Origin of the sequence: Amycolatopsis endophytica (assembly GCF_013410405.1) — a bacterium.
In the GTDB taxonomy this organism is placed as follows: Bacteria; Actinomycetota; Actinomycetes; order Mycobacteriales; family Pseudonocardiaceae; genus Amycolatopsis_E; species Amycolatopsis_E endophytica.
The window spans coordinates 1,688,803-1,714,981 of sequence record NZ_JACCFK010000002.1 but is presented as its reverse complement, the minus strand read 5'-3'; the positions used below and the strand labels follow the sequence as shown (position 1 = coordinate 1,714,981).

Genomic DNA, 26,179 nt, shown 5'->3' with positions numbered 1-26,179 from the left:
TGTGCCGGATGGACGGAGGTAGTCGTGAGTTCTCCTTCAGGACGCGTGAATCCCGCGCTGATCGGCATGCTCGAACAGATCAAGAAGGCCACCGAGGAGCTGCCGAAGGCCAGCAAGCGGATGATGCAGCTGACCGGGGTCGGCTGGTCACCGGACAAGCTGGTCAAGGTGGTCGTCGGACCGCGCGGTCAGCTGGCCGACATCGACATCGATCCGCGGGTGTTCCGCAAGCCCGACGCGGCCGCGTTGCAGGCGGCGATCATGGCCGCGTCGCGGGAAGCCGTCATCGACATCAACAAGCAGCGGGAGGAGGTCATGTCCGGTCAGTTTCCGGCCGATCTGACGTCGCTGCAGCACGAGATGCGCTCCAATGAAAGCGACACGATCGGCAAGCTGATGAACCGACTCGACGCCGACATCTACGAAGAGGGGAAGGAAGACCGGTGAGTTACCTCGAGATCAACACCAGCCCCGCGGAGATCCGCTCGCTCGGTGACCGGATCGGGCTGAACGGGACCGACATGGCGGCACTGGCCGACACGGCCAACGACGCACACGACCTGATCGTCGGGAAGGACATGTCCGTCTTCGGCAACGATGACCTGGGCAACCAGTTCAAACCGTCCTACCGGGGTGAACCGAGTTCGTCCGGGGAGGAGGGCTTCGACCCGACCAACGCCGGGCAGTTCTTCGCGTCGATGAAGCAGATCGGTGGCGAGCTGGGCGAGCTGGGCGGCGGCCTCCGCTCGGCGATCGATGGCCAGATAGACACTGAGCTCGACAACGTGGCGGCGCTCAACAAGATCGATCCGCCCGCCTGATCCACCCGGCTTCCCGATCCACCGCGCCGTCACCCGAAAGGTCCGTCCATGGGAGTGCACCGAGACGTCGATGACGTCTTCGCGTACTTCGCGGAGCAGTTGGCGGACTTCGGTGATGCCGCGGACAACTTCATCCGGCAGGTCAACGACTGGCTCCCGTTCCCGGTCCTCCCGCCGATCGTCCGCGCGGCGATCGACGGGTGGCTCGGCGAGTACCCGGAGGCACATCCCGACGACCTCGCCGGGCTCGTCGAGTTCTGGAACCAGAAGAGCTCGGACCTGGGTGACCTGCAGACCGATCTGGGCACCCTCACCGAAACGGTGGTGCAGGGCTATCAGGGCGCGGCGCCCGCGCAGTTCAACGCCGCGTCGGTCCAGTTCAGCCGCGCTCTCCTGAGCCAGATGCAGGCCGCCATGGAAATGGGCATGGGGGTCGGCCAGTTCCAGACGAGCCTCGCCCTGGCGAAGAACAGCTACGAGGTCATGCTGGTCATGACGGTGATGGAGATCGCCGTTTCGCTGGCGGCCGCGGTTCCGAGCATCGGCAGCAGCCTGGCCGGCATCCCCGCGTCGATCACCGCCACCGGGCTCGCCCTCCGGGCCCTGATGCGCAAGGCGCTCGCGGAGATCGCGGAGATCGTGATCAAGCAGGGGATCAAGAAGTTCTCGATCAAGGGCGCCGGTGCGGCGATCGCCCGCGGCTGGAAGGTCTACCTCGCGCACACTGCCGGGCGCATCAGTGCGCGCGAAGTCGAGCGGGCGTTGATGCGGGTTCTGCCGCAGGTCAAAAACGCCTACGTCCGGCGGGAAATCGCTCAGCAGCTCGGAAAGGCCTACGGCGGGCGAGCCCTCAACCACGCGATCACGGAGACGGCCCGGCGTGGCGGGCCCAAGTGGCTGGTCCCCAAGGGGCAGGTCGTGCGGCGGGGCGCGATGACGCCCGAGATGGAGCGCCGGATCGCGGAGGCGGTCGCCACCCATGTGGCACGGGGTGGCGCGGGCAAGGTCATCGGCCAGCGGCTCGTCGGGTACTCGGTGCGCAGTGGCGCGATGTACGGCGCGGGCGGTGCCTGGGGTGGTGAAATGCTCACCAGCTTCGAGATGGGCGACAGGTACTCGGTCAACTGGACGAACGTCGCCGCCGGGTTCGTCGGCGCCTCGCTGGGCGGCGGTCCGCTGGCGCTGGCGGCAGGGCTGCCCGCCCACGTCATCCTGGGTGCGGCGGGTGGTGTCATCGGGCAGGTCGGCTCGGTGGGTTTCACCGTCGGCATGGACAAACTCACGAACGCGATGGAGGGAACGCCGCACGACGTCGTCGCCCGCGGCGCGCGTGGTGGTCAGCAGGCGGGGGAGGACCCGCTGAGCTGGGACAACCTCAAGAAGGCCGCCCTCGGCGGGGCGGTCGGCGGAATGCAGGAGCTCTACGCGGGTGGCACGCAGCTCACCCGGTTCGATATGGAGTCGCACCGGTTCCGGTTCGAGCTGGGCGAGCATTTTCAGGCGAACCTCGCCGACCACAGGCTCCTGACGAACTTCCGTGCGGGCACCGATTTCTCGAACTTCATCGGGCAGGCGCCAGGGGTGACGCCTTCCGGGGTCACGGTCAGCGCGCCGCCGCCGGCTGCCGGGCATGGCGGCGGAACCCAGACCGCGACGGGCGGCGGGACCGTCGGGTCGACCAGCACGTCCTCCGGGGCGGGTGGCTCGACTGGCTCGGGTGGCGGCGCGAACCACGGTGCGGGAACACGGCCGACCGCGGGAGCGGGCGGTTCGGGTGGCAGCGCTTCGGGTGGTTCGGCGCAGAACGGCGGAGACCCGCCTGCCCGCCGCGCCGGTGAGCAGAACGGTGACTCCCGCCGGACGACGCCGGAGACCCGGGACGACACCACCACGTCGCAACGCGAGGAGCCCGCGACGGGTGACGATCCGCCTGCCACGCAGGAACCGGAGCGTCGCGTGGCCACCGCCGGGGGCGACGACACCGGCCGGACCACCACGGATACCAGCCGTCCGGACACCAACGTCGGCCAGCGCACCGAGCCGGACCGGGACACCGGCACGACGACGCGCAACGGTGACCACGCCGCGCAGACGGACGTCACCCAGGACGACCAGGACGACACGACGGTCCGCGGCCCGGACGACGAGACCGCTCAGGCTCCGGACACCCGGCCCGAAACCCAGCACTCCGGCCGGAATCCGGATGTCCAGTCGGACAGCGGGGATTCCAGCGACACCGGCCGGAATCCGGATGTCCAGTCGGACAGCGGGGATTCCAGCGACACCGGCCGGAATCCGGATGTCCAGTCGGACAGCGCCGACTCCGGCGACACCAGCCGGAACCCCGATTCGTCCACTCAGGACCCGGGCAGCACCCGGAACACCGCTGACGACAAGCCCCCGGTCACCCGCGAACACCGGCAGCAGTTCACCCCGGACACCCCGCCGGAGAAGGCCGAGCGCGGGCCGGAGACCGCGACGGCCGTCACTGCGCGCACCCTCGACGCCCTCAAGGCCGAGGGCTACATGGTCGACGTGGACGCGGCGACCGGCACGTTCAGCGTGCTGTCCCCGGACGACCAGATCGCCCAGTTCCGCCTGACGCTCAACGACGAACTGCCCGCCGGGGCGTTCGAGGTGCGCGGCGACGAGGTCCACATCTCGAGCCTGGTCTCGGAGAACCTGTCCGAGGTGATGCAGCACAACCAGGCCATGATGGGCCAGGTACTGGAGCACCTCTTCGCCCGCAGCCCGCTCCCCGACGGCCTCACGCCGTCCCTGGTGTTCACCAACTCGGCTCCGCCGACGCCGCAGACGCCGGGCACCCGGTGGCACGCCTTGCCGCGCACCATCCAGGCCGGCCCGGACCGGATGCCGGCGACGCCTGCTCCCCGGGACCTGGTGGACGCGATCACCCGGCGTCAGCAAGCCACCCCGGGCAGCACGAGCGCGCGCATCGCGGTCGCGTTGCACGGCACTCCCGGCAGGGGGCCGCTGGTCGTGGAGTACGGCAACGGCGACCGGGTCCTGGTGCGGATCCAGCTGCACGACGGGGTGCCGGACAACCACGTCCAGGTCGATGCCGGCACGTGGCAGGTGCGGCCCGACGGTTCCGCCCGGCAGACCGCCGAGGCCACGGTGCGCCTCGGCCGCGGCGACCTCGATGCCCTGATCGAAGAAGGTCTGCGCGTGGTCGCCGACGGCGTGCCCGGCCGGGACCAGCCACACCACGCGGTCAACCACCGTGACCTGGCGCGGGTGCCGGGTGAACCGGTGAGCGGTGCGATCACGATCACCCAGGAGACCACTTCCGACGCCGAAGCGGTGCGGCGCGAGTTCGAGTCCTACGCACGCGGGCTCGGGCAGAGCACGGCGCCGGCCTCGGTCGTGACGCCGTCGACACCGACGCTCGGTGACGCGATCCCGTTGCAGCGACTGCCCGAGTCGAGCACCCACCTGCCGCAGCGGATGGAGTTCCACGACGACACCGTGCGCCTGGTCTACGACGACGTCACCGTCGACGCCGTCGTGGTCGTGGACTCCGGGCTGGCCGCAGGCGAGTACCAGGTCGTCTACCCGCGGTTCACCGTCGACGGTGTTCAGTCCGAGCCGTTGCAGCTGCGGGTGTCGGACCAGACGCCCAGCGACGGCTTCCAGCGCACGATCTCCGAGCGGGTGAAGTGGCGCCACGTGCTCGGCGAGGTCGGAACGAGCTTGCAGGGTAAGGGAAACCTCACTGACGGCACCGTCGCGCTGTACCGGGACCGCGGCGTGGTCCCGCTGGCCAGGACGGTGGTGACGGCTGTCCGCGGTGCCCGGCTGCTGCCCGATCCGCTCGCGCCGCAGGCCGGCGAGGGCGGACCACGCCACCTCGCGGTGCGGATGCCCGACGCCGCCTCGTTCACCGGCGACACCGGGAAGATGATGCGTGCGCTGGCGGAGATGGGCCTGCGCCCGGACACCACCGAGCTGCAATGGGACCACGCGGAGTCCGGCGTCGTCACCCGGTGGACCAACCCGGTGACCGGCGAGCAGACCGTGCTTCGGTTCGGCACGCCCGATTCGGTCGCGGCACGAGCCCACGCCGCGCAGCTGGACCCGGAGTCCGGCCGGCGGACCGAGATCCTTCGCGGGACGCTCGAACCGTTCGGTTTGAGCGAGGTCGGCCTGCCCTCCGGCGAACGCCCCAACGCCTGGGACTCCGACGAGGTTTTCGCCCACGAGCACCGGCCCGCTCGCGGAAATCTGGCGGTGTCCAACGAGCTGCTCGACGCGTTCAGGCTCCGGCACGGGCCGCAGGCCACCGATCCCACGCAGCTCCGGATCGCCGCGCACTGGTTTGACGAGGGTGCGAACCCGCGGCTGGTGCTCGGCGAGACGGTGCGCGACGTTGTGCGGCATCCCGACGCCGCCACCTACGACGAAAAGTCCAAGCTGTGGGCCGTCCGCGGGGAACGCGACGGTCTGACGATCGCGGCCTTCGTCCGCAAGGACGGTCAGGTGGTGTCGGCCGAGCCGTTGCCGGGCCCGAACACCGAGGCCGGCCGTCTTCCGGCGGGCGAGATGGCGCGGGTGCTCGCGCAGTTCCGGGACGCGGTCACCGCGGCCGAGGGCGCGACGCTGCGGCCCACGACGCTGGACGACCTCGCCGGAGTAGGCACCGTCCGCCACACCGTCGACCTGTCCGGCGGATCGACGAGCGAGTCACTGGTGAGCGAGCTGGCGGACCGGGGATTCGACGTCACCGGGACCGGCGACGGGCGTGTGGACCTGCGGCACGCCGAAACCGGCCAGACCATCCAGGTGCGGCTGCACACGCCGTCGACCGCGTCTGCCGGCACTCCCGGCGCCACCACCGACACCAGGACCACCACCGAGCCTCCCGCCGATCCGCTCGCCGACGCGGTCGGTGAGATCAGCGGCGCGGCCCTGATCCAGGACGGGGACGGCCGGTACACGATCACCATCCCCGCGGACGACTACCTCGTCGCGGGCCTGACGATGGCCGACCAGCTCGACGCCCGCGGACTGACGCTGACCGACGTCGACGGCGCGTTCGGCCGCCGCTCGGTGGGCCGGCTGGGCGGTCGTCAGTGGCACGGGTGGCAGACCACCTGGACGACGGCCGACGGCCGCACCGTCGAGATCCTCCTGACCACCGAAGAGGGGCAGCGGCACGCCGACACGGTGGCGGACCTCGCGCGGCGGCGCGACCAGCTGCGTCACAACGACCCCCGGCGGCACTTCCTCAACTCGCAGCTGAGGCGCCTCACCGACAACCCGCCGGTCCCCGCGGACGCCGAGATCACCCCCGACGTGCGGGCCAGGCTGACCAGCGGTCGTCTGGCGCGGCAGGTCGCCGCCGAGCTGAACGTGCCCCGGGTGACGCTGAGCAGGCCCGCCGGTCCCATCCCGGGGCATCTGGTCGCGCGCACCCCGGACGGCACCGAGGTCGCGGTCGTGCGCGTGCGCGAGGATCTCGCCACGCTCCGGACCGAGCTGACCAACGTCAGTCCCACCGCGCGGCCGGTCCACGTCGGCGAGCTGCGGGGAACCGCGGCCGGAATCGCGGTGGTGCCGCTGACCAACGGCGCCACGGTCACCGAGGTCGTCTCCGCCTTCGCCGACGCCGTCAAGCCCAATGGCTGGCACCACCCGGACATCCTCGCCCACCCGCTGCGTCCCGCCGCGGACCGGATCCAGCTCGACCAGACCGTGCTGACCGAGCACATCCTCGACGGCACCCGCGGCGGTGGGCACCGGCACGGCACCGGCATCCCCGGCAAGACGGAGTTCCCCGCTCGCTGGGACGACGCGACGATCGAGGCGGTCATCCGCCAGACCGCGGACCGGCCGACCCGCGTCGTGTGGGACGACGACCACAACTCCTGGATCGCGACCAGGGAACACGACGGTGTGGTCGTCGCGGTCGTCGTGCTGCCGGACGGTTCGATCGTCACCGCCTACCCGGAGGGCGGCCGCGGGGTCGTCACGAACCCGAGGCCGGTGGTCCCGGAACGGCACGAGATCGCGCCCACCCTGCCCGAGCCGGTGCTCGTCCAGCTGGAGAACCTCCGGCACCCGGACCGGCCCGCACGCCTGCCCAAGTTCCCCGCCGAATGGTTCGAAGCCGGGCGGCTGGAGACCATCCTGACCGGAATCGTCGAGCGGGGCCTGCAGCCCGGCGCGCTCGCGGAGACCCCGCTCGAACCGGTGGGCCGTAAGAAGCAGGACTGGGTTTACGGTGAACACGACGGCGTGCGCGTGCGGATCGCCATCGACAGGAACAACGTCATCCACCGGGCCGAACCGGTGGTTGACTCCACGGAGGCCCCGCGCGGAGGAAGGAGCCGGGACGGTGAAGCTCTCCCAGGCGGAGATCGCTCAGCGGATGGCCGAACTGCCCGGCCGGTTCCTCGACCGGCTGGACGAGCAGGCGCTGACGTCGGTGCACCGGACGCTGGACGTGGGCGAGTGGCCGATGAGCGTGCAGGCACTGATCAGGGCACTGCGCAGGCTGCACAGTCCGGTGACGACGCGGGAACGGACGGAACTGGCCGCGTACCTGGAGATGTTCGACAGCCCGGACGACCCGGAGCCGCTGCGGCGCCGGACGGAACAGGTGAAGCGGGACCTCGCGGCGCTGACGGAACAGCCGAGTCTCAGCGCGACGGAAGCGAGCGAGCAGGCGAGGACGCTGCTGGAGACGTTCGGGCCGCGGATCCCGGAACCGGATCGCGGCGAGCTGATCCAGGAGCACGAACTGGAGAACTGGCCGGATCTGACGCTGGCGACAGTGGAACTGCTGGAACGACACGGGATTCCGGTGACGCCGGAGGAACGCCGGACGCTGACGTTGCTGCTGGACGCGATGGATCTGTCCAGGGAGGGCCTGACGGCGATTCCCGTCCGGTAACTGACCGCCCGGACCCGCCGGTGGTCGTCGCCGAGCCGATCGTGCTCCAGCGCGACGAACCGGCCGGCCGACGAAGCCCGGGCTGGGGAAGCTGGCAGCGCCTGTGGCTCCTGGACATGGTCGGGGGTGACGTCCCCGCCCGGTACGGCGGGCCGGACCACATCGCCGCGACCATGCACCCGGACGGTGTGTCGGTTCTCCTGAAGCGGTACTACTCCGATGGGCGCACCGACGAACACTTCATCCAGCCGAACGCCGTACCCGAGGCCGTAGCGGAGCAGGTCCGGCTCATCGAGGAGCGGTTCGGCACCCAGGTGCCGTCGCACCTCATCCCTGATGCCGCCTCGACCATCACGATCGAGGCAGTGACGTCCGTCCTGGAGTCGTTCTCGCTTCCGGCCGGATCATTCACGGTGTCGGCAGAACCCGATGGCGTCACGGTGACGCCGCACGGCTTGTCCGCGCACACTGTCGAGATCCGGACCGGGCCGCCCGGCGCCACGATCGCGCGGGAGGTCGACCTGGGCGGTGACACCCGCAGGGTTGAGATCCCTCCCCGGACCGACGAGCAGACCCGCATTCGGCACCTCATCGGCGCGTTGCGTTCCTACCTCGATCCGGCCGGTTCACCCGTGCCGCCGGCCAAGGCGGAGCCGGCGCCGTCGGACGCGGTGGATGCTCCGGTGCTGGATTCCGCCGACGCCGGAGGAACGCCGGACGCGCCGGTCCCGGATCCCGGTGACGGGGCGGGAACCCCGGACGGTGACAAGGCTGCTGGACGCGATCATTCGGTCCAGGAAGGCGACGGAAGCGAGCGAGCAGGCGAGGACGCTGCTGGAGACGTTCGGGCCGCGGATCCCGGAACCGGATCGCGGCGAGCTGATCCAGGAGCACGAACTGGAGAACTGGCCGGATCTGACGCTGGCGACAGTGGAACTGCTGGAACAGCACGCGATTCCGGTGACACCGGAGGAACAGCGGATGCTGACGCGGCTGCTGGACGCGATGGATCTGTCCAGGGAGGGTTTGACGGCGATTCGCGTCCGGTAACCGCGCGACCGGACGCGGAGGCCGTCCTCGCGGAGCTGACCGAGGAGGCGCGCCGGGAAGTCCTGCGGTTCGCCGACCACCGGCTCGAAGCGGTGGCCCGTGTTCTCGAGGTGACCGTGGACGAGGTCCGCCGTCGCCTCGAACAGCGGATCGCGGATGCGTTCGAGCTCACCGATGCCGGGCTGGCGAAGGCATTCGGCGACGACCCGGCGGCCGAGCGCCGTCTGGCCTGGTACGTGAACTCGGCCTCCGGGGTGTACGACTGGGCGACCGGCCGGGTCGGCCTGCGGCCCGGCGAGCCGCTGGGCATCGTCGCCACGGCGTTGATGAAGGAGGTCATCACCTCCTTCCGCACCCCGCCGCACATCGCGGCCCGGAGCTTCGACGGCACCCCGGCCGAGCTGATGCTGCAGCGGGAAATCGCCGACCACCTGCTGCTGCGCAAGTGGCTGCGCTCGCTGAGCGATCCGCTGCCCGCCGAACTCGCCGAGGCGCGCAGCTGGACGCAGCGGAAGCTGAAGAAGGTCCTCGAGTACCGGTATTCGGCCACCGAGGACGCGGTGAGCCGGTTCAGCGTCGCCGTCCAGCGCGACGAGCCCGTCGTGGAACCGAGTCTGGGCCGCGAAAGCCGGGGCGACGTCCCGCCCACGATGGACGCCGTGCTGGCCTGGTCGGCCCGGTTGGACGGCCACGACCTGCGCGCGCTGGCGCTGCAGGACGTCCTGAGGGGACTGTGGCCGCAGCAGCAGGTGGAGCTGGCGGGCGCCGTCACCGGCGAGCAGTTGTTCGGCACGGGTCACTACCTCCGGCACGCCAGGGAAAACGGCTGGTTGCACACCGAGGACGACCTGCGGAGGCTCGCCGAACGCGACGCGCAGCTGCTCCGGTTGCGAACGGTCGGTGAGGCACTGCCCGGGATGGACGGTCTGACCTACGTCGGCCAGGAGCGGGGCGAGCTCCCTGGCGGCCGGTTCGACGGCCCGGACGGCGCGGTGTACGTCAAGGCGGTCGAGTCCTACCGCACTCCGGAGCAACAGCTGCGCGCGGCCGAGGTGGAGGTCCTCGCCGCGCGGCTGTACCAGGCGGTCGCCGACGTGGTCACGGCGGACACCGGGATCACCGCCGCGATCCCGGAAACCAGGGTGGTGCGGCTCGACGGCAGGCTGGACCGCGGGCTCTTCTTCGGCGTCGCCAGCCAGTGGGTCGACAACACCGGCCACGTGGGCGAACGGTTCGACTCGGTCACGCCCGAGGACAAGCGGGTGTTCTGGGCGCTGTTCGGTGCCGACGCCTGGCTGGGCTACTACGACCTGCCGCGCAACATCGTGGGCACCCCGAACGGCCCGGTCCGCATCGAGTTCGGCGGCGCCCTGGTGCACAACGGCCAGGGCGACAGAAAAACCGGGTTCGGCCCCTCCGTCACCGAGGACGAGGTGCTGCGCTCCGGCAGCTACAACCGGGGGACCGCGCAGCTGTACGCCGGGATGCCGGACGACCTCGCACAGGCCTCGGTGCGCGCGGTCGCCTCGATGAGCGACGACGCGATCCGGCAGATCGTCCGGTCCACCGTGAGCGATCCGGCGTTCGCCCAGGAGCTGACCGACCTGCTGATCGCGCGCCGCGACAACCTCGCCGCGAAGTTCGCGGACGGTACGACCCGGCGGGTGACGTCCGTCGACACCGCGGGCCGGGACGGCTCGGAGGACCTGTGGCTCCTGCGGATGGCCGGGGGCGACACGCCCGTTCGAGACGGTGGGCCGGACCACGTCGCCGCGACCATGTCCCCGGACGGTCGCGCGGTGCACGTGAAGAGGTACTGGGCCAGTGGACACTCCGACCAAGCCTACGTACGGCCGAACGTCTCACCCGAGGCGATAGCGGAGCAGGTCCGGCGCATCGAAGAGCGGTTCGGGACCGAGCTGCCGCCGCGTTTCGTCCCTGCAGCTCCGACCATCACGGTCGAGGCGGTGACGTCGGTCCTGGAGTCGTTCTCGCTTCCGGACGGATCGTTCACGGTGTCGGCAGAACCCGGTGGGGTCACGGTGACTCCGCACGGGATCGCGGCGCACACCGTGCACATCCGGATCGGGTTCCCTGGCGCCACTAGCGTGCGAGAGGTGGACCTGGGCGACAACACCCGCAGAGTCGAGATCCCCGCCCAGACCGACAAGCAGACCCGCGTCAAGCAGCTCATACGCGCATTGCGTTCCTACATCGAGCCGGACGGTCCGGACTTGCCGCCGCCCCGGGTGGAGCCCGAACCTTCCGCACCGCCGGATGACGCCGTTGCGGGCGATCCGGCGCCGGAGCCCGGTGACGGTGCAGGAGCGCCGGACGCTGTGACTGCTGCTGGACGCCAGGGAACTGCGGAAGCAGAGACCAGCGCAAGTACCGCAGCCACGACGTCGGGCGACAGCGAGCCCACTCCGGCCTCGCGGACGCTCGGCCTGACCGCGGAGCAGTTCGAAGCGGCGATCAGGGCGGTCGGCTTCCGCAGTCGCATCGAGGACGTCACTGTCACCGTGCAGGACGAATACCACGTCGATGTGCGGGGTCGGTATCCCTCGGGCGGAAGGCTTCACCTTCAGGTCCACCCGGGGGGACCGGACTCGGGACCGAGGATCGACAGGTACAACCTCAGCACCGGCGCCCGGGTCGTCATGGTCCCGTCGCACGTGGACGACGGCACTCGCGCGCAGCACGTCGCCGAGGTGCTGCGCCGCGTCGTGGAAAGCGAGAACCTGGGACGGGCGTGGCCGCGCTACCGGGGCGAGGCAGGGATCCAGGACGATCTCTGGCTCCTGCGCGAAGCGCGGGACGAGCTACCACGCGAACGGGGCCTGCCCCTGCACGTGGTAGCGCAGCAGAGCGGCACCGGTGAGGTGTCGCTGCAGGTCTACTACGTCGGGATGGCCGAGGCCACCACAGTCTCGCTGACGCCCGAGGCCCCCGCGGAGGAGGTGGCCGAGCAGATCCGGCTCATCACGGAGAGGTTCGGCTCGGCGCTGCCGTTGGGGTACACGTCTGCGCCGGAAAACGTGACCGCGGACGAGGTTTCCGCCGCGATGGCCCAGCTGGGCTGGCCGAGTGACGCGTTCACCGTGTCGGAGCGGCCGGACGGAACGGCGGTGACCGTGACCGGCGGGGACGGCGCCGCCCGCCGGGTCGAGATCCGGACGGCGGAGCACGCCCCGATCCGCGACCGGACGGGCGAAGATGGCGTCGTGCACGCCGAGATTGCTGCGCGCACCGACGAAACGACGCGGATGGGTCAACTCACCTCCGTGCTCCAGCCGGTCTTCGGATCGGCACCACCGGAGGCGGTGGCGACGTCCGCCACATCCGGCGAGGCTTCAGCACCGGCGGCGGGTGCGGCGGCGCCGGACGCTGCTGTACCGCCGCCCACTCCGGCCGGAAACCGGGACGACCTGTGGCTCCTGAAGCTGGTCGAGGACGCGCTGCCGGACGGGCTGGGAGAGCCCGTGCACGTGGCAGTGCAGGCGAATTCGCCTCTCCAGACGAGTTTCTGGGTTTACCACGCGGGCCGCGAGCCGATGAACGTCGTGGTGGACACGCGCGGTCCGACCGACACGGTGGTGGAGCAGGTCCGGCGTATCACGGACCGGTTCGGTACCGAGGTGCCCGACCTTCCCGGAGGCACTGCCCGGGTGCTCACCGCGGACGAGCTCGAAGCGGCCATGTCTCAGCTGGGCGTGCGGGAACGCTTCCCGTATGTCAGGGTGCGCGCTGGTGACGGCCCAACAGGGTACGGCAACGTGAGCCTTCGCGCGTCGGGGCCTGCCGGAAGCCTCGACGTCGACATCGCCACTCATGACCGTTCCACTGTCGACCGTGACCCGGGACCGGTCATCCGGGACGGAGTCCGGCGTTACGTCATCCCGGTCCGCGCCGACGACGCCACCAGGGCGGAACACCTCGTCGATGTGCTTCGGGACGCATCGGCGCCATGGGGTTCCGGGCGGCACCAGGCGGCCCGTCCGGATGCCATCGTGGATCGAGACACGTTCGACCGTGCCGCTGCTGCTCCGCCTGAGCCTCCGGCCCCGGCGCCCGCCGCGGCGGACACCGCACTGCCGTCGCCCAGCATGAGCGCGGCCGCGGCCGAGGCGCTGCGCGGGCTCGTGCGCGCCGCGGCCGATGACGCCGATCTGCCGGGCCGCGTCAAGACCTTGGCCGTCATGGCCGAGGACACCGGAGTCAAGATCACCCTGCTCGACCGCGCAGGCAGGCTGCGCCAGGCAGAAGTGCGCAACACCGACGGGCCGCTCGTGCTCGAGGAGGACGCGCCCGGCATCAAGCGGTTCGCCATCCCGGCGCAGGTTTCCGATGACATCCGCACCCAGCTCATCGCGGGCCACCTGCGCGTGCTCGCCGCGGAGTGGGCGCTCGACCAGGCCCAGCCGCGGCCGTCCGGCCCGCAGCAGGTGCAGTCACCGGAACCGGTCGCTGTCCGGCAGCGGCCGGCACCCGTGGTCGAACCGGTGACGCCGGTCCGGGTCCGCCTCGGCGACGGCGACAACCGTCCGATGAGGACACTCGCGCAGACCGTCGTCGACCGGCTGGCCGGGCATCCGGTGCAGGTGAACGCGCAGCGGGACGGCGAGGGTGAGATCCGGCTCCAGGTCACCTATGGCGACCAGCGGCCGTTCAGCGTGACCCTGCGCGAGGGCACCGACGTCTGGCCGTACTTCCAGGACGTGCGCGACGGGGCCTCCCCACGCGACGACACCTTCGGCGAGAACCACGGCCACTACGACATCGAACTGCCCCTCACGGCGCTCGGTGACGCCTTGCCGACAGTCGCGGCCGAGGCTCTGCTGCAGATCACGCTGTCCCGGTTCCGCAACCAGCTCAACACACCCGACGCCGTCCGGTTTTCGCACGAGACCGGTGAAGCGATCGCGTCCGACACCGCCGAACGGAGTGTCCGCCGCGCGGCACTGGGCGACACGCTGCGGGACACCATCATCACCACGGATCAGGCGCCCGGAACACTCACCATCCGCGCCACCGACGCCGCCGGAAGGCCGATCCGCGTCGACTTCCGCACGGTGCAGGGGCTCGACGCGCCGAGGCTGCGAGTCGCCCAAGGGGATCACCGCCCCTACGTGGTCGAGGTGCCGCCAAACGCGACGGAAGCCTCACAGGTCCGGATGGTGGCCGACGGGCTGCGTGGCGTCATCGGCTTCCGGCACGCCGTCCTCGGACTCGGCGATCCGCCGCCCGCGCGGGAGACGATCGCGCGGCGCTCCCGGGTCGACGTGATACCGACCATTCAGGCGCTGTCCGCCATGGGCCACGCTGACGAGGCGGCGCCGCTGACGGAGCTGTGGCCGTGGGCGGCACCACTGCGCACCGCCGCGGACGAGATCGCCGACGAGCTGGCCGGGCATCGTACGGCGCTCGAACGGGCGCGGCGGGCGTACACGGAGTCCCTGGACGCGATCGAAGCCGACGAGAACTACCTGCCCTGGATCGCTCAGCGCCTCGGTGAGCTGCTCGGCGTGCCGGTCAACGACGCACTGGTGGTGGATTCGCTCGAATCGGCGTACCAGCTGACCCGCACCGAGGTCGAGGCCCGCATCATCGAACCCGGCGCGGTGCTCGACGGTGCGCAGGTCGTGGAGCCGCCGCCGGACGTCGCGCGCTCGATCATCGGCCAGGACGCGGGCATCACGCTCCGGCTCGTGGCCGAACATCGCGACCGACTGGCGGTCGCCGCCGAAAACGCCGCGAACCGGATGACGGAGGCGCGGCAGCGGTGGGAGCACGCCCGGGTCGCCGGCATCCGCGAACTGACGCAGATCCGCGCGGACGCGGTCGACGACGGGCTGCCCGAGCACGTCGCGGACAGCGCTGTCGCCGACGCGAGCATCCGGATGCACCAGGCGGACGTGCGCCCGGCGTTCAAGGTCCGCGAGTTCACGCACGACCTCGACCGTGCCACCTATGGCTCGCAGGGCCACGACCTGCGTGCCTTCGCCGGTCCTCGCCGGGACCTGGCCCGCGCGGTGCGCGACCACGAGCCGGCTCGCCGCGCCGCGGAGAAGGCGTACCGTGCGGCCGCCGTGGACCTGCGTCAGGCCCGGTCCGACCTCAACGCCCGCCGCGGCTGGGTGCCCGGCCTCGTGCGGAGCGAAGGCGACGATGGCACGGCCGTGCAGACCGTGGCCAACGCACTGAACCTGCCGGTGAGCTACGTCAGCGCGAGCCGGGCCGCCGAAGCGAAGCTGCCATTCCGGGGCAACCGGACCGAGGTGCTGCGCCAGGCCGTGTCCCGGACTCGCGCCGCGCAGGCCAAGCTGGACGCTGCGCTCGATGCCTATCTTGCCGCTCAGCAGGCCCGCGACGAGGCACACCGGGAGTACGTGGACGCCCTGAGCACGGTGGTCAACGCCGCCGCCGACGACGGGGTCAAGCAGGTCGAGATCGCGCGCCGCACCGGGCTGACCGACGACGAGATCAGCGAGATCACCCGCCGCGTCGTCGCCTCCGGGCGCGCGGAGACCGAGTCGCGCTACGGCCTGCCCTTCGTCGACCGCTACATCGAGGGGCGCGGGCTGCTGGCCAGGGCGGGCCGCCGCTTCCTGAGCACTCAGGCGCTCGTCGACATCGACGGTCTCACCCGAGCGGTCGAGGCCATCGACCCCGATGCACCGGACGCCCTCCAGCAGCTGCTGGAGCTGGGCACGTCCATGGACACCGCACTGGCGATGTTCAACAACCGGCTGTCCACCCGCGACATCAGCGACGTGCACCACCACCTGCTGAGCTACGCCCTGGACAACCAGTACCTCGGTTCCGACAGCGAGAATGCCGCCGAGGCCAAGACCCGCATGAAGAAGCTGCTGGAATGGCTCAAGCAGGATTCCACGGCGAGCCTCGCGGAACGGCAGCTCCGCTACCGGGCGGCACGCGGTGACCTCGGTCGGATCCTGTACTCCGCGATCCGCGAGCGCGCACTCGGTGCGGCCGCGGCCAGTGGCGCCACCTACTACGGCCTCATCCATTCGCTGCGCGCCGGCCTGGTCGACGAGAAGGACGTCCTGGAGCTGCAGGGCAAGCTCGCTGACGCCCTGATGTTCAAGATGTACAACGAGCTGTCCCCCGACGTGCGCTGGCGCGCCGATGTCGGCCTGGTGGGCACCCGCTGGGACATCGCCGGTGCCGAGGGTTACGACCTGACGATGCTGATGGCCGAGTTCGCCTACATCGGTGCGGAACAGACCGATGACAAGGAAGCCATCACGCAGCTCCTCGGCGACGAGGCCAACACGACCTACAACCCGAAGTGGATCAACCAGCTCAAGCTCACCGTGGCCGCCGCGAAGGAGGTCAAGGCCGCTCTCGCGGACGGCACACTGACCGGGACACCCGCCGACGAGGCGCGGGCGCTGATCGGTGACGCCGACTCCCTGAGCAACGCCATCGAGAAGGCCGAGTACCTCGAAAAGCTCGTCCGCAACGGCGACACCCTGCGCTACGCCCTGCGGGCGGCCGGCAGGCCCGAAAAGGCGGCGAGCCTGCCGGCCGAGGTGCCGGACATGTTCAACCCGCACCTGCTGTCGAAGCTGCGCGGCAACCGGATGACCGGCCAGACCTTCCTGCTGCACAAGGACAATGGGTTCGCCAGGGTGGATCTGAACGGCTTGTTCGTCGCGGGCAAGCCGGACGAGCGCGGCCTGATCCCGATGATGGCCCTGATGAAGCACCACCCCGAATTCCGGAACAACCGCATCATCTGGGCACACCTCGGGGTCGGCAACTGGACGCACCTGACGGTCGAGCACCTCGACATGCTCGACCGCATGATGCAGCTGGTGCCCGGCCTGACCTACGACTTCTCGTGGACGCCGCTGGGCCAGTACCTGCGTGACGACCCGTACGTGTTCGAACGGTTCGTCGAGTTCGCGGTCAAGTACCAGGACCGCCTGCTGTTCGGTTCCGACGGCATCAGCATGATGCCCAGTACCCAGCTCGACCGGCACTCCACCGAGATGGAAGCGGTCTACCGCGCCATCATGGACCGCCGTCCGGACGACGGCGAGGCGATCGTCGCGAAGATGCGGGGCGGCAACTACGTCCGCGTCATGAACGACGCGGAGCGCGAAGCGAGCCAGCGGTTCGTCGACGAGTACTTCTCCCGTCACCACGAAACCTGGGTCGAGGTCCTGTCGCACTTCCCGCCGCACGTGCTGGAGGGCTTCCACAAGAAGGCGAAGTCCCTGGTAGAGGACGGGTTCGTGCCGCACCCGGACCAGGCGGTCGGCCCCGGCAGCGGAATGGGCGACGGGTCGGACGTCCGTTCGGCCGAGACCCCGGACGACCGTGCCCAGCGGTTCGTCGACGAGTACTACTCCGACCAGCGCGACGCCTGGCTCGCGACGATGGCCGAGGCGCCATCCGAGGTGGTCGCGGCGTTCCACCGACGCGCGCAGGAGTTGTGGGACCAGGGTGTGCGTCCGCGGCCCGACGCGGCGGTGGGGCCGACCGGCACGCGGGATGGTATCTGGCGCGAGAACCACCAGATCCAGTCGTCGATCCGGGCCTACAAGATCGCTTACGGTGACTTCTCGCCCGAGTCGACGAAGCAGGTCGTGCGTGACATGAAGGCGCAGATCCGCAAGGGCGCCGCGGACATCGTGGGCAAGATCCGCGACCGCAAGGCGCTCGATGTGGTGGAGGGGGACGAGCTCGGGCTCGACGCGCCGGTCGAAGCGCTCATCGCGGCACACTTCGCGCTCCAGGCTTCCCAGGACATGACTCCGGACGAGCGGAAGGAGTTCGTCGGCAAGGTTCTCAAGGACGTCACGAAGACGGAGTTGTTGCGGCTCGCCTCCGAAAAGACGGCGAAGGAACTGCACAGCCGCTGGCGCAAGGTCGGGGTCGTCGGCTGGACGACCATGGCGGCGGGCACGGCCGCCGGGGCGACGGCCATCGTGATAGGTGCCGTGCCGACTGCGGTCGTCGGCGCAGCCAGTGTCATCGCAGGCGGTGCGTTCGTCGTACGTTCGCTGCTGGCGAGCGCGAAGATCGTGCATACACAGGGCATCCGGGTGACCACCGAGTCCATGATGGAGCGGGAGCGCGTCGACCCCGAGTCGGTGCACCGGCTCATGAAGATGATCCGCAGGCTGATGGTGGCCGAGATCAGCCCGGGCGGGAAGAAGTTCCGGGACCGGTTCGCCCACATCGTCGATCGCGTCACGGATGAATTCGAGCGGCACGTCAAGCAGATGCTGACCGACTACATCGTGACCGCCCACTTCAAACTCCCGCTCGGGGTGACCGCGCAGAGCCGTCGGGTCTGGGCGAACATGTTGTTCTCCCGGCTGAAGGACTACGTCAACCGGGTCATCGGCGGCACCGCGGACTCCATCAACCGGATGAACCCGACAGCCGGGTGGCTCGGCCGGGGGTCGAACGTCGCGACCGCCGTGTCGTGGGTGCTCAACGGGTTCAACCAGCTCATCACCGGACTGGTCGGGACCGGGCTGGCCGCCTGGGTCTCCATCGCCTACCTACCTTCGTCGCTGTTGTTCGGGATCGCGGCCACGCCCGGTATCTGGGCCGACTACGACCCGGTGGCCCGGCCGGGCATGCGCCGGCTCCAGAACATCGCCGCGTTCCCGTTGCTGACCGTCGCGAACGCCGGACTGGCGCTGCAGTACCTCAACGACGGGGAGTACTTCAACTCCGTCGTCGCGACGACCCTGACCGCGGCGACCGCCAAACTGTCGCGGCTGGGATTCCAGATCGAGCGCAAGGAAGGCCGCGACGGGGCGAAGATCGGCCCTGGCGCGATGTTCTTCGCGCAGAGCGCGGTGACCGGCATCGGCGTCGCGATGATCACCAGCAACCCGGTGGCGGTCGGCATCGCTGGAGCGTTCGCGCTCGCCGGGCCCACCATCTGGTTCGTCCGCGGTGCCTGGTCCCGCATCCGCGCCATCGAGCGGTTCAAGCCGGTGCGGCACAGCCGCTACGAGGGCGGGTCGCCGAAGTGGGCGCCGCGCTCGGAAATCCAGGCAACCGTGTCCGGGGACGGTACGGAGCTCGGCTGGGGCCGGGTTCGTCGTGGTCTGGACGCGGTCAACCGCCTTGCCCAGCAGCCGGAGCTTCCGTCAGCGGCGCAGCGGAGCACGATCGCCACACGAGTTGCCGAGAACCTGCGGGAGGGGGACCGGGAAAAGATCGCGGCGCACACGAGGCGACCCCGTCCGAATTCCCGTGCCGACGCGCTGCGCCAGACGACGGCACGACCGGACCCGATCGCGCCCGCCGGAGACGATCCGTTCGGTACCGGCCGCGTCGACACGGGCCCGGCTCCGGCGCCACGTACGGGCGAAGACCGGGGAGACCTGGGTGGGCAAGCGTTTTCCTACCATTCGGTGCCCGGCTCGGAAGATGCGCCCGCCCCGCGGTCTTCGATCACCCTGGGTACACGCTGGAACGCCGCCCGTGCGGAGGATCCGTACGTCGGCTTCCACGACGCGGTGTCCGCCTGGATGGGCAACGGCAATCGGCAGGGGAGAGTCGACGACGGCGTGTGGTCGTTCACCGGCCCCGACGGCGCTTCCATCAGGCTGAAGGTGAGCGTCGTCCCCGGATCCTCGACTCCGCGCCTGTTCGGACCGGATGCCGACGGTCTGCCCGAGGTGACCCTGCCCGGAATGCCCGCGGACCGCGCCCAGCGTTCGCTCGTGGTCGGGATGGCCCTGAGGGACGCGCTGAGGCATCTGCCCGAGCTCATGCCAGCCGTGCCCACAACGGACACCTCGCCGTTGCGGGAGCTGCTGCCCGGGCCGGAGCGGTCGCTGTCCCGGGACGAGATCAAGACCGGGTTCGACGCGCTGGTGTCCAATGCGGACTTCGCGGGCGCGACCGCCTCCGCTGTCGGGGTGCTGACCGGCGACACGTCGGCCACCGTGCGCTTCGAGACGAGTGACGGCGGATTCGTGGTGCACTCGATCCGCCTGGACGGTGGCGTGCTGGTGGCGCAGCACGTCCGGTCTTCGGTGGAGCCCTCCGCCGTGGCGCTCGACCAGTTCCTGCGCGAGCACTACCAGGGCTGGGGCGTGTCGGCGATGGACGACGACGCGGTGGGTGACGACCGGGTCGAGCGGGCACTGCAAGGTGACCAGTGGGCCCCGGGTGCCGGCGGGACGCAGGCCCGGACGGTGATCGCTCACCTTGCCGAGAAGGCCGGCATCCTGCGCGACAGCCTCGCCCGGTTGGAGCGACAAGCAGCGGCCGGTGCGCGCAGCGGTATCGAGCAGGCGGTCCGGCGCTACGGCGCCACGGACGCCGAGTCCCTCCAGATGACGCTCGAGAACCAGATCGCGGCGATCGACGACGTGGTCCGCCGCGCACGAGAGAACGAGTACGGGACTTCGGAATACCCCTCTCCGCGGGAAATCGCCGCGATCGGCGCGCCGGGTGTAGCTGCGCTGACGGAACCACAGTTCCTCCGTTACCGCCGGGACCTCGCAGCGCCGGTGACGGAATCGGAGTGGCGTCCCGAACCGTTGGTCGGTCTCACGTTGGCCACCGCCGAGGACCTGCCGCTCCAACGCCACGACATCGCCTACGGCGAGATCAGGCTCACCCGGATGCCCCGGCACGAAACGACCGGCGGCTTCGGACGTTTCGCCGGGCAGGCGTGGGGACTGTTGTCCGCCGACGGCAGGCTCGTCGTGGCCGTTCCCGCGGACGCCTCGCGGGAGCACCTGGCGGACCTCCGCGCCGGTCTCGGCACCTGGTTCGCCCGCGTCGAGCAAGTGTCCACACCCGACGGCGGCGAGGAGATCGTGGCGCGGGTACCGCGCGGGCGGCCCGTCCCGGTCGCGCCCGCCGCCGGAGAGGTGCTGGTCGTCGGGAACGACATCGCGGCGACCGTTCCGGACGGGTCGTTCGACCACGTCCGTTTCGACGACATGCCGCCCAGCGCGTTCACCGGTCCGGCGATCGGTGCGGTGCCCAACGCGATGAGCGCGCTCCGCGAAGACGGCACCATCACGATCACCAGCACCGTCTCGGCCGCACGGCACCTGCCCGATCTGGTACGCGTGCTCGTCGCCGCCGGCGCCACCAGGATCGACGTCAGTGGTGACGTCAACGTGGCCGTGACCGCGCGGAAGGGCGATGAGGACGCCGCGGCGCTCGTCCGGGTCTATCAGGAGGCGGTCCGACGTCTGGAAGCGGAGGGGGCCGCGGAGACGGACGCGTCGCCGGACCTGAGCAGGGCTCTGTCCCGCGCACGTGAACGGCTCGCCGTGCACGAGGCCGCCGAGCAGACCCCGCGTCGTCAGGTGACCCTGAACATCGAGCACTGGCGCCACACCGAGCTGACCGGAGAGGCGCTCGCCGGGATCGCGGAGGCGCTGCGCCCCGGAGGACGGGTCCGCATCAGCACGTCGACCGCGGCCTCGGCGGCGGTGATCGCCACCTACCTGGACACCGCCGGTGTGACCATCGAGGAGGCGAGCAGCACCGACCGTGTCGTCGTCGCCGGGGTCAAGCGGGCGCCGGGACCCGACGTCCGAGAGGTGACGCCGCCACCTCCGCCGGGAGAGACGTCGCGGGGATTCCCGGGAGTCGCGGAAGCCGCGGACCGCTGGTTCCCCTCCATCGACCTGCGCACCAGAGGTGTGACGCTGCAGGAGGTCACCGCGACGGCCGACACGGTCCACCTGGTTTACCGGGGCGGGCGGCGCGAGGCCGAGGCGGAGGGCGTCCTGGAGGTGCTGCTGCACCGGTCACCCGACGGGCAGCGGCGGGCGGAGCACACCTACCCCGGTACCGAGGACGAGAACGGCTGGATCTTCACCGCGGAGCGGGCCGGGCACCTGGAGGACACGGTCTACCGCGCGGGCGGATTCAGGTACGTGACGCACCTGGTGTCCGGCGACCGGGGCGTCGACTTGGCCCTGGCCGGGTACGACTGGCACCCCGAGCATGGACGTGAGGTCGCGGCCAGGGCACTGGCCGAGATGCGTGCGCTGCGGGACGCCGCGGCCAGTGCGCTCCGCCGCGGCAAACCGCTCGAAGACGTGACTGGCCACGTTCCGATCGGCGAACGCCGGTTGCGGGACTTCGTCCAGGATGCCGACGCCGTGTTGCTCGCCGCGGCCGAGCACGAGTTCGGTGCCCCGGGCCATCCGACTCCCTACGACATCGCGACAGCAGGCGCCCCGGGGGCATCTCTCGGGGGGACCGCCGACTGGATGCCGGGCCAGGACATCCTGCGCGCAATCGGCGAGTGGACCGCGTACCGGGACCTGGCCACGTTCGCCGTACCCGCGGTGCCGGAGCCGGCTCCTCCGCACCCGGACCAGCTGGTGCTCGACGCCGGGACCGCGGCGGAGACGCGAGCCGAGCCCGCGCCGGAGGTCCTGCTCCGTGACCTCCGGCGAGACCCGGACACCGGTGGCGTCGCGGTCGAGGCCGTCGAAGCCGCGGCGCGGGCGGTGCGTGACGGCGGCCGCCTCATCGTTGATCTCCACACACAGCCCGACGAGGTCCGGACCGCGTTGCAGTGGTACTTCGCGGAGATCGGTGTCGATCGGGACTCCGCAAGCCCCAGGGCAGTCGGCTGGTCGAAGCGCCCCCGGCCGGTCAACCCCGATCTGCCCGAGGGGCCGCGCCTGGCAATCGGTGGCGACCGGGCGTCCGACCCGCGTTCTCCCGCGCCGGACGACATCGCGGCCACGGAGCTGCCGCGCGACGAATACGCGTCCGTCCATTTCGACGGTGTCGGGAACGACGCGTTCACCGGGACGGCGATCGGCGCTCTCGCCAATGCCTTCGACGCACTGCCCGAAGGCGGAAGCCTGACGGTGGAAGCGGGCGAGGACCTCAGGTCCCACCTCGCCGACCTGATCGCGAACGCGGTCGCGCTCGGCGCCACCGAGGTGACCTTCGCCGGAATGTGGGCAGGCACGATCGCCGTCGAAATGGTCAAGGGCCCGTACCGCGCGCCGGGCTACGCCCAGGTCTACGCGGAGGCGATCACCCGCATCGAGGCGGCACTGGCACGCGGTGACGACGACGCGCGGCTGCGGGAGATGCTCGACCACGCCCGTGCCGCGTACGCCAGGCACACCGCCGCGGCCGGTGACCACGCACAGCCGCCCGGACCCGTCCGGGTCACGCTCAAGCGCTGGCACCACCAGTGGCTCACCGAGGATGTACTCCATGAGCTCGGCGCCGCTGTGCCGGGCGGCTCGACGGTGGCCGTCGAGACCGGGTGGGCGGCCGACACGACGGCCATCAGCCGGTCACTGCACCGGGCGGGGTTCCGCACCGACCGTCTCATGGTCGGCTCGGTCACGGCCGTCAGGCAGACCGAACCGAGCGTGCCGGTGTGGGACGAGGACAGCGGGCGGGCCGACGCCACCCAGGTGCTGCGGTGGCTGGCCCCGCGGCGCGGGATCCTGGCCGACACCCTCGAGCAACTCCGGGGCGCGCTCGCCCGGGGCGACGAGGGCCTCGCGCGGGATCTGGCGAACCGCCACCACATGAACGATGTCCAGGCGTTCGAGGCGGCGCTGCGCGGTGAGCTCGAACGGCTCGGCAGGGTGCTCGACGGAAGTGACGCCGGATTCGGCGCGACCGGCTATCCCCAGCCCGCGGACATCGCCGCCATCGGTGCCTCCGGCCTCGACGCGCTCGCCATCGCCGCCCGGGGCCGCTATGCGGTGACCGAACCGGTGGGTGCCGGGCCGGCACTGCCCTGGCGCGCGGGACCGCGGCACGAATTCGCCGCCGAGCGGCCACGGGACCTGGAGCAGGCCCAAGGCGTGTACGACCGGATCGTGATCGGGGAGATGGCCCGCGATCCGGACAGCGGAGGGACCGCCCGGACAGCCCGCCGTCTCGCCGACCTGTTGTACGCGGATGGCCACGCGGTGATCGAGCTGCCTGCGCTCACCGACCGCGGACTGGCCGGGGAGACGAAGAGGGCGCTTCAGGAACAGTTCGGTCAGGTGGCCGAGACCAGGACCGGCGAGGGGAACAGGCAGCTGGTGGCGTGGCAGCCGCGCCGCCACCGCTTGGTCCTGTGGGAGGACGGGCCGCTTCCCGGGGAAAGCGGTCCACACCTGGTCATCGATAGTGGACGTGCGCATGACCTGCCCGCGTTCGATCCGGACGGTGCCGACCACGACGCCCGGCTCGACCAGGAGGACATCGCCCACGCCGAGCTGCCCGCCGGTCACTACCGGGAAGTGCGCCTCGAGAACGTGGACGCCATGGTGTTCACCGGGACGAATATCGGAGCGCTCGCGAACGCCTTCGAATCGGTGGCCGAGGGCGGGTTCTTCAAGATCGCGACCGATGGTGCCGGCCGGGCTGAGCTGGCCGATCTCGTCGACACCCTCGTCACGCTCGGCGCGTCCGGGATCACCGTCGACGGCGCGGACGGGCTCACCGTGTCGGCCTTCAAGGAAAACACCGACGCGGCCGGACACGCCGCCGTCTACGCCGAAGCGATCCGGCGCCTCGAACGAGCCGGAGACGCTGACCCGGCAGCGCTCGCCCGGCTGCGCGCTCGCCGGGCCGCGCACACCGGTATCACCGACCGTGAGCCGGACGGGTTCGTCGAACTCCGCATCGTGCACTGGCCGCACAGCGAACTCGTCGACGCCACGCTGGGCCGCCTCGCCGACGCCCTGCCGACCGGTTCGTCCATCGAGATCGGCACCGGACGCGACGCGGACGGCGACGACATCGCGCAGGTCCTGCAGCGCCACGGTTTCGACGCGGGAGCCGAGCACGAGGACGGCCGGGTCGCCGTCACAGCCCTCAAACAGCGCGACCACGATCTGGCGCGGACTGCCGAGATCGTCGGTTCCGCGCTCCCCGGCGTGCGGGTCGAGTCCACCGACGGGGACTCGGCGCGGTTCGTGGCCGGTGATCTGCCGGTCGTGGTGACCATGTTCGACATCGACCACGACACGTCGTTCCCCGTCTACTACACGACCTCGGAACTGATCGAAGTGGCGGATGGGCACGAAATCCGCATCGCCATCCCGAACTCGTCCCGTGCGGACGCCGCGCGCGAGATCGCCTACCACGCCGCGATGCGGTGGCACGAGCTGCGGGCTCAGCAGCAGGCGCAGTCGCCCCGCCTGGGACGGCGGCCCGCGTACCGGCTCTCCGGCGATCTCGCGGGCCGGTTCGCGCAGCTGGAAGTGATGGGCCTCCAGCGGGAACGCAGCGAGGCACCGACGACCGCGCTGGCCGAGATGCTGCAGCTGGAGCGGGAGATCCGGCAGGAGCTGGGCGACCGGGCCGACTTCGAACAGGTCAAGGCCGACCGCCTGAGCATGCGGACCCGCGAAATGCTCGCCGAACGACCCGCGCCGCCGCCGGTGCGGGAGGGCGACCACAACCCGGTCGCACCGCGGACCCGTCGTCGTGGTGAAGACCCCTTCACGGTCAACTACCTGGACCCCGCGTGGCAGGGCACGCAGGCCCCGCCCGCGCCGTCTCGGCCCACTCCGGCGGTGCCCGTCGACACGGTCCACGCCACCGTGACCGCGGGGGACAACGCCTACGCCCTGCTCACGCACGAGGTCAACCTGGTGGCGCTGCACCGCACCGCGGGCGACCTCCTGCCGGAGGCCCTGCAGGTCGCACTGGTGCACGGAGGCGACTACCTCACCGCGCTCTTGGAGCGCTGGTCCGGCGACGAACGGCAGGGGCTGGCCGCGGCACTGACCGTGCCCGTCGTCACGCCGAACCCGCGTACGCTCGCCGACGCCATGCCGTGGTTCGGATTCCGGTCCGACGCCGAGGACGCGTTCCGCGGCTGGCTGGAGCGCGCGGGAATCCCGGCCGACCTGTCGCGATCGGACCTGCTGCGGCTGCGCGAGGTCGCCGCGCTCCTGGTGCTCGGCGACCACCTGGTCACCGGGCCACAGCGGCGCCAGTTCGCCGAGGCCGAGCCCGCCGTGATCGGCGACGCGTTCCACAGCCTGCCCGACGGTGTGCGCGCGACCGCGCTCCTGCCCGGGTCCGAACACGACTTCGCCACCGCCGCGAAGTCCGCCGTCGAGCGGCTGCCGCGGACCGAGCAGGTCCGTCTCCGGGAGAACGCGCAGGCCCTGCTCGACCGGTTCTTCCGCGGCGACAACGCCACGAGTGAGGTGCCCGCGGGAGCCGTCGAGCGGACCGTGGCCGCCCTGCATGCGCACGGCCCCCGGTTCGCCGCGTGGCTGACCGGGCAGATCCCGGGCGCCGCGGTGACCCAAGGCTTCGCCCAGCTCGACATCGCCGCCGAGCTGGCGCGGCTCGCGACCCCGCAGCACGAGCCGGACGCGGCCGACCCGGTGCCCGAGCCGGACTTCGCCGCCGACCGCGAAGTCCGCCG

General features: G+C 71.0%; 3 protein-coding genes (1 of these 3 cut by a window edge). All 3 read left to right on the top strand.

Features of this window, described 5'->3' with window-relative positions; translation table 11 throughout:
• Positions 1-24: 24 nt before the first annotated feature.
• Tightly spaced (at most 48 nt apart), the 3 genes in view from HNR02_RS33460 to HNR02_RS33450 form a layout consistent with a single transcriptional unit that may run on beyond the window.
• Positions 25-447: a YbaB/EbfC family nucleoid-associated protein gene (locus HNR02_RS33460; RefSeq protein ID WP_312861273.1), complete on the top strand. Its 423-nt coding sequence runs from the start codon at positions 25-27 to the stop codon at positions 445-447.
• Positions 444-821, top strand: coding sequence for a hypothetical protein (locus HNR02_RS33455; RefSeq protein WP_179777594.1), 378 nt, complete (start codon positions 444-446; stop codon positions 819-821). The genes HNR02_RS33460 and HNR02_RS33455 overlap by 4 nt, the downstream gene beginning before the upstream one ends.
• A gap of 48 nt (positions 822-869) precedes the next feature.
• Positions 870-26,179: the 5' portion of a WXG100-like domain-containing protein gene (locus tag HNR02_RS33450; protein WP_179777593.1), read on the top strand. 14,335 nt of this gene lie beyond the right edge of the window; the window shows 25,310 of its 39,645 coding nt (coding positions 1-25,310); its start codon is at positions 870-872; the stop codon falls past the right edge of the window.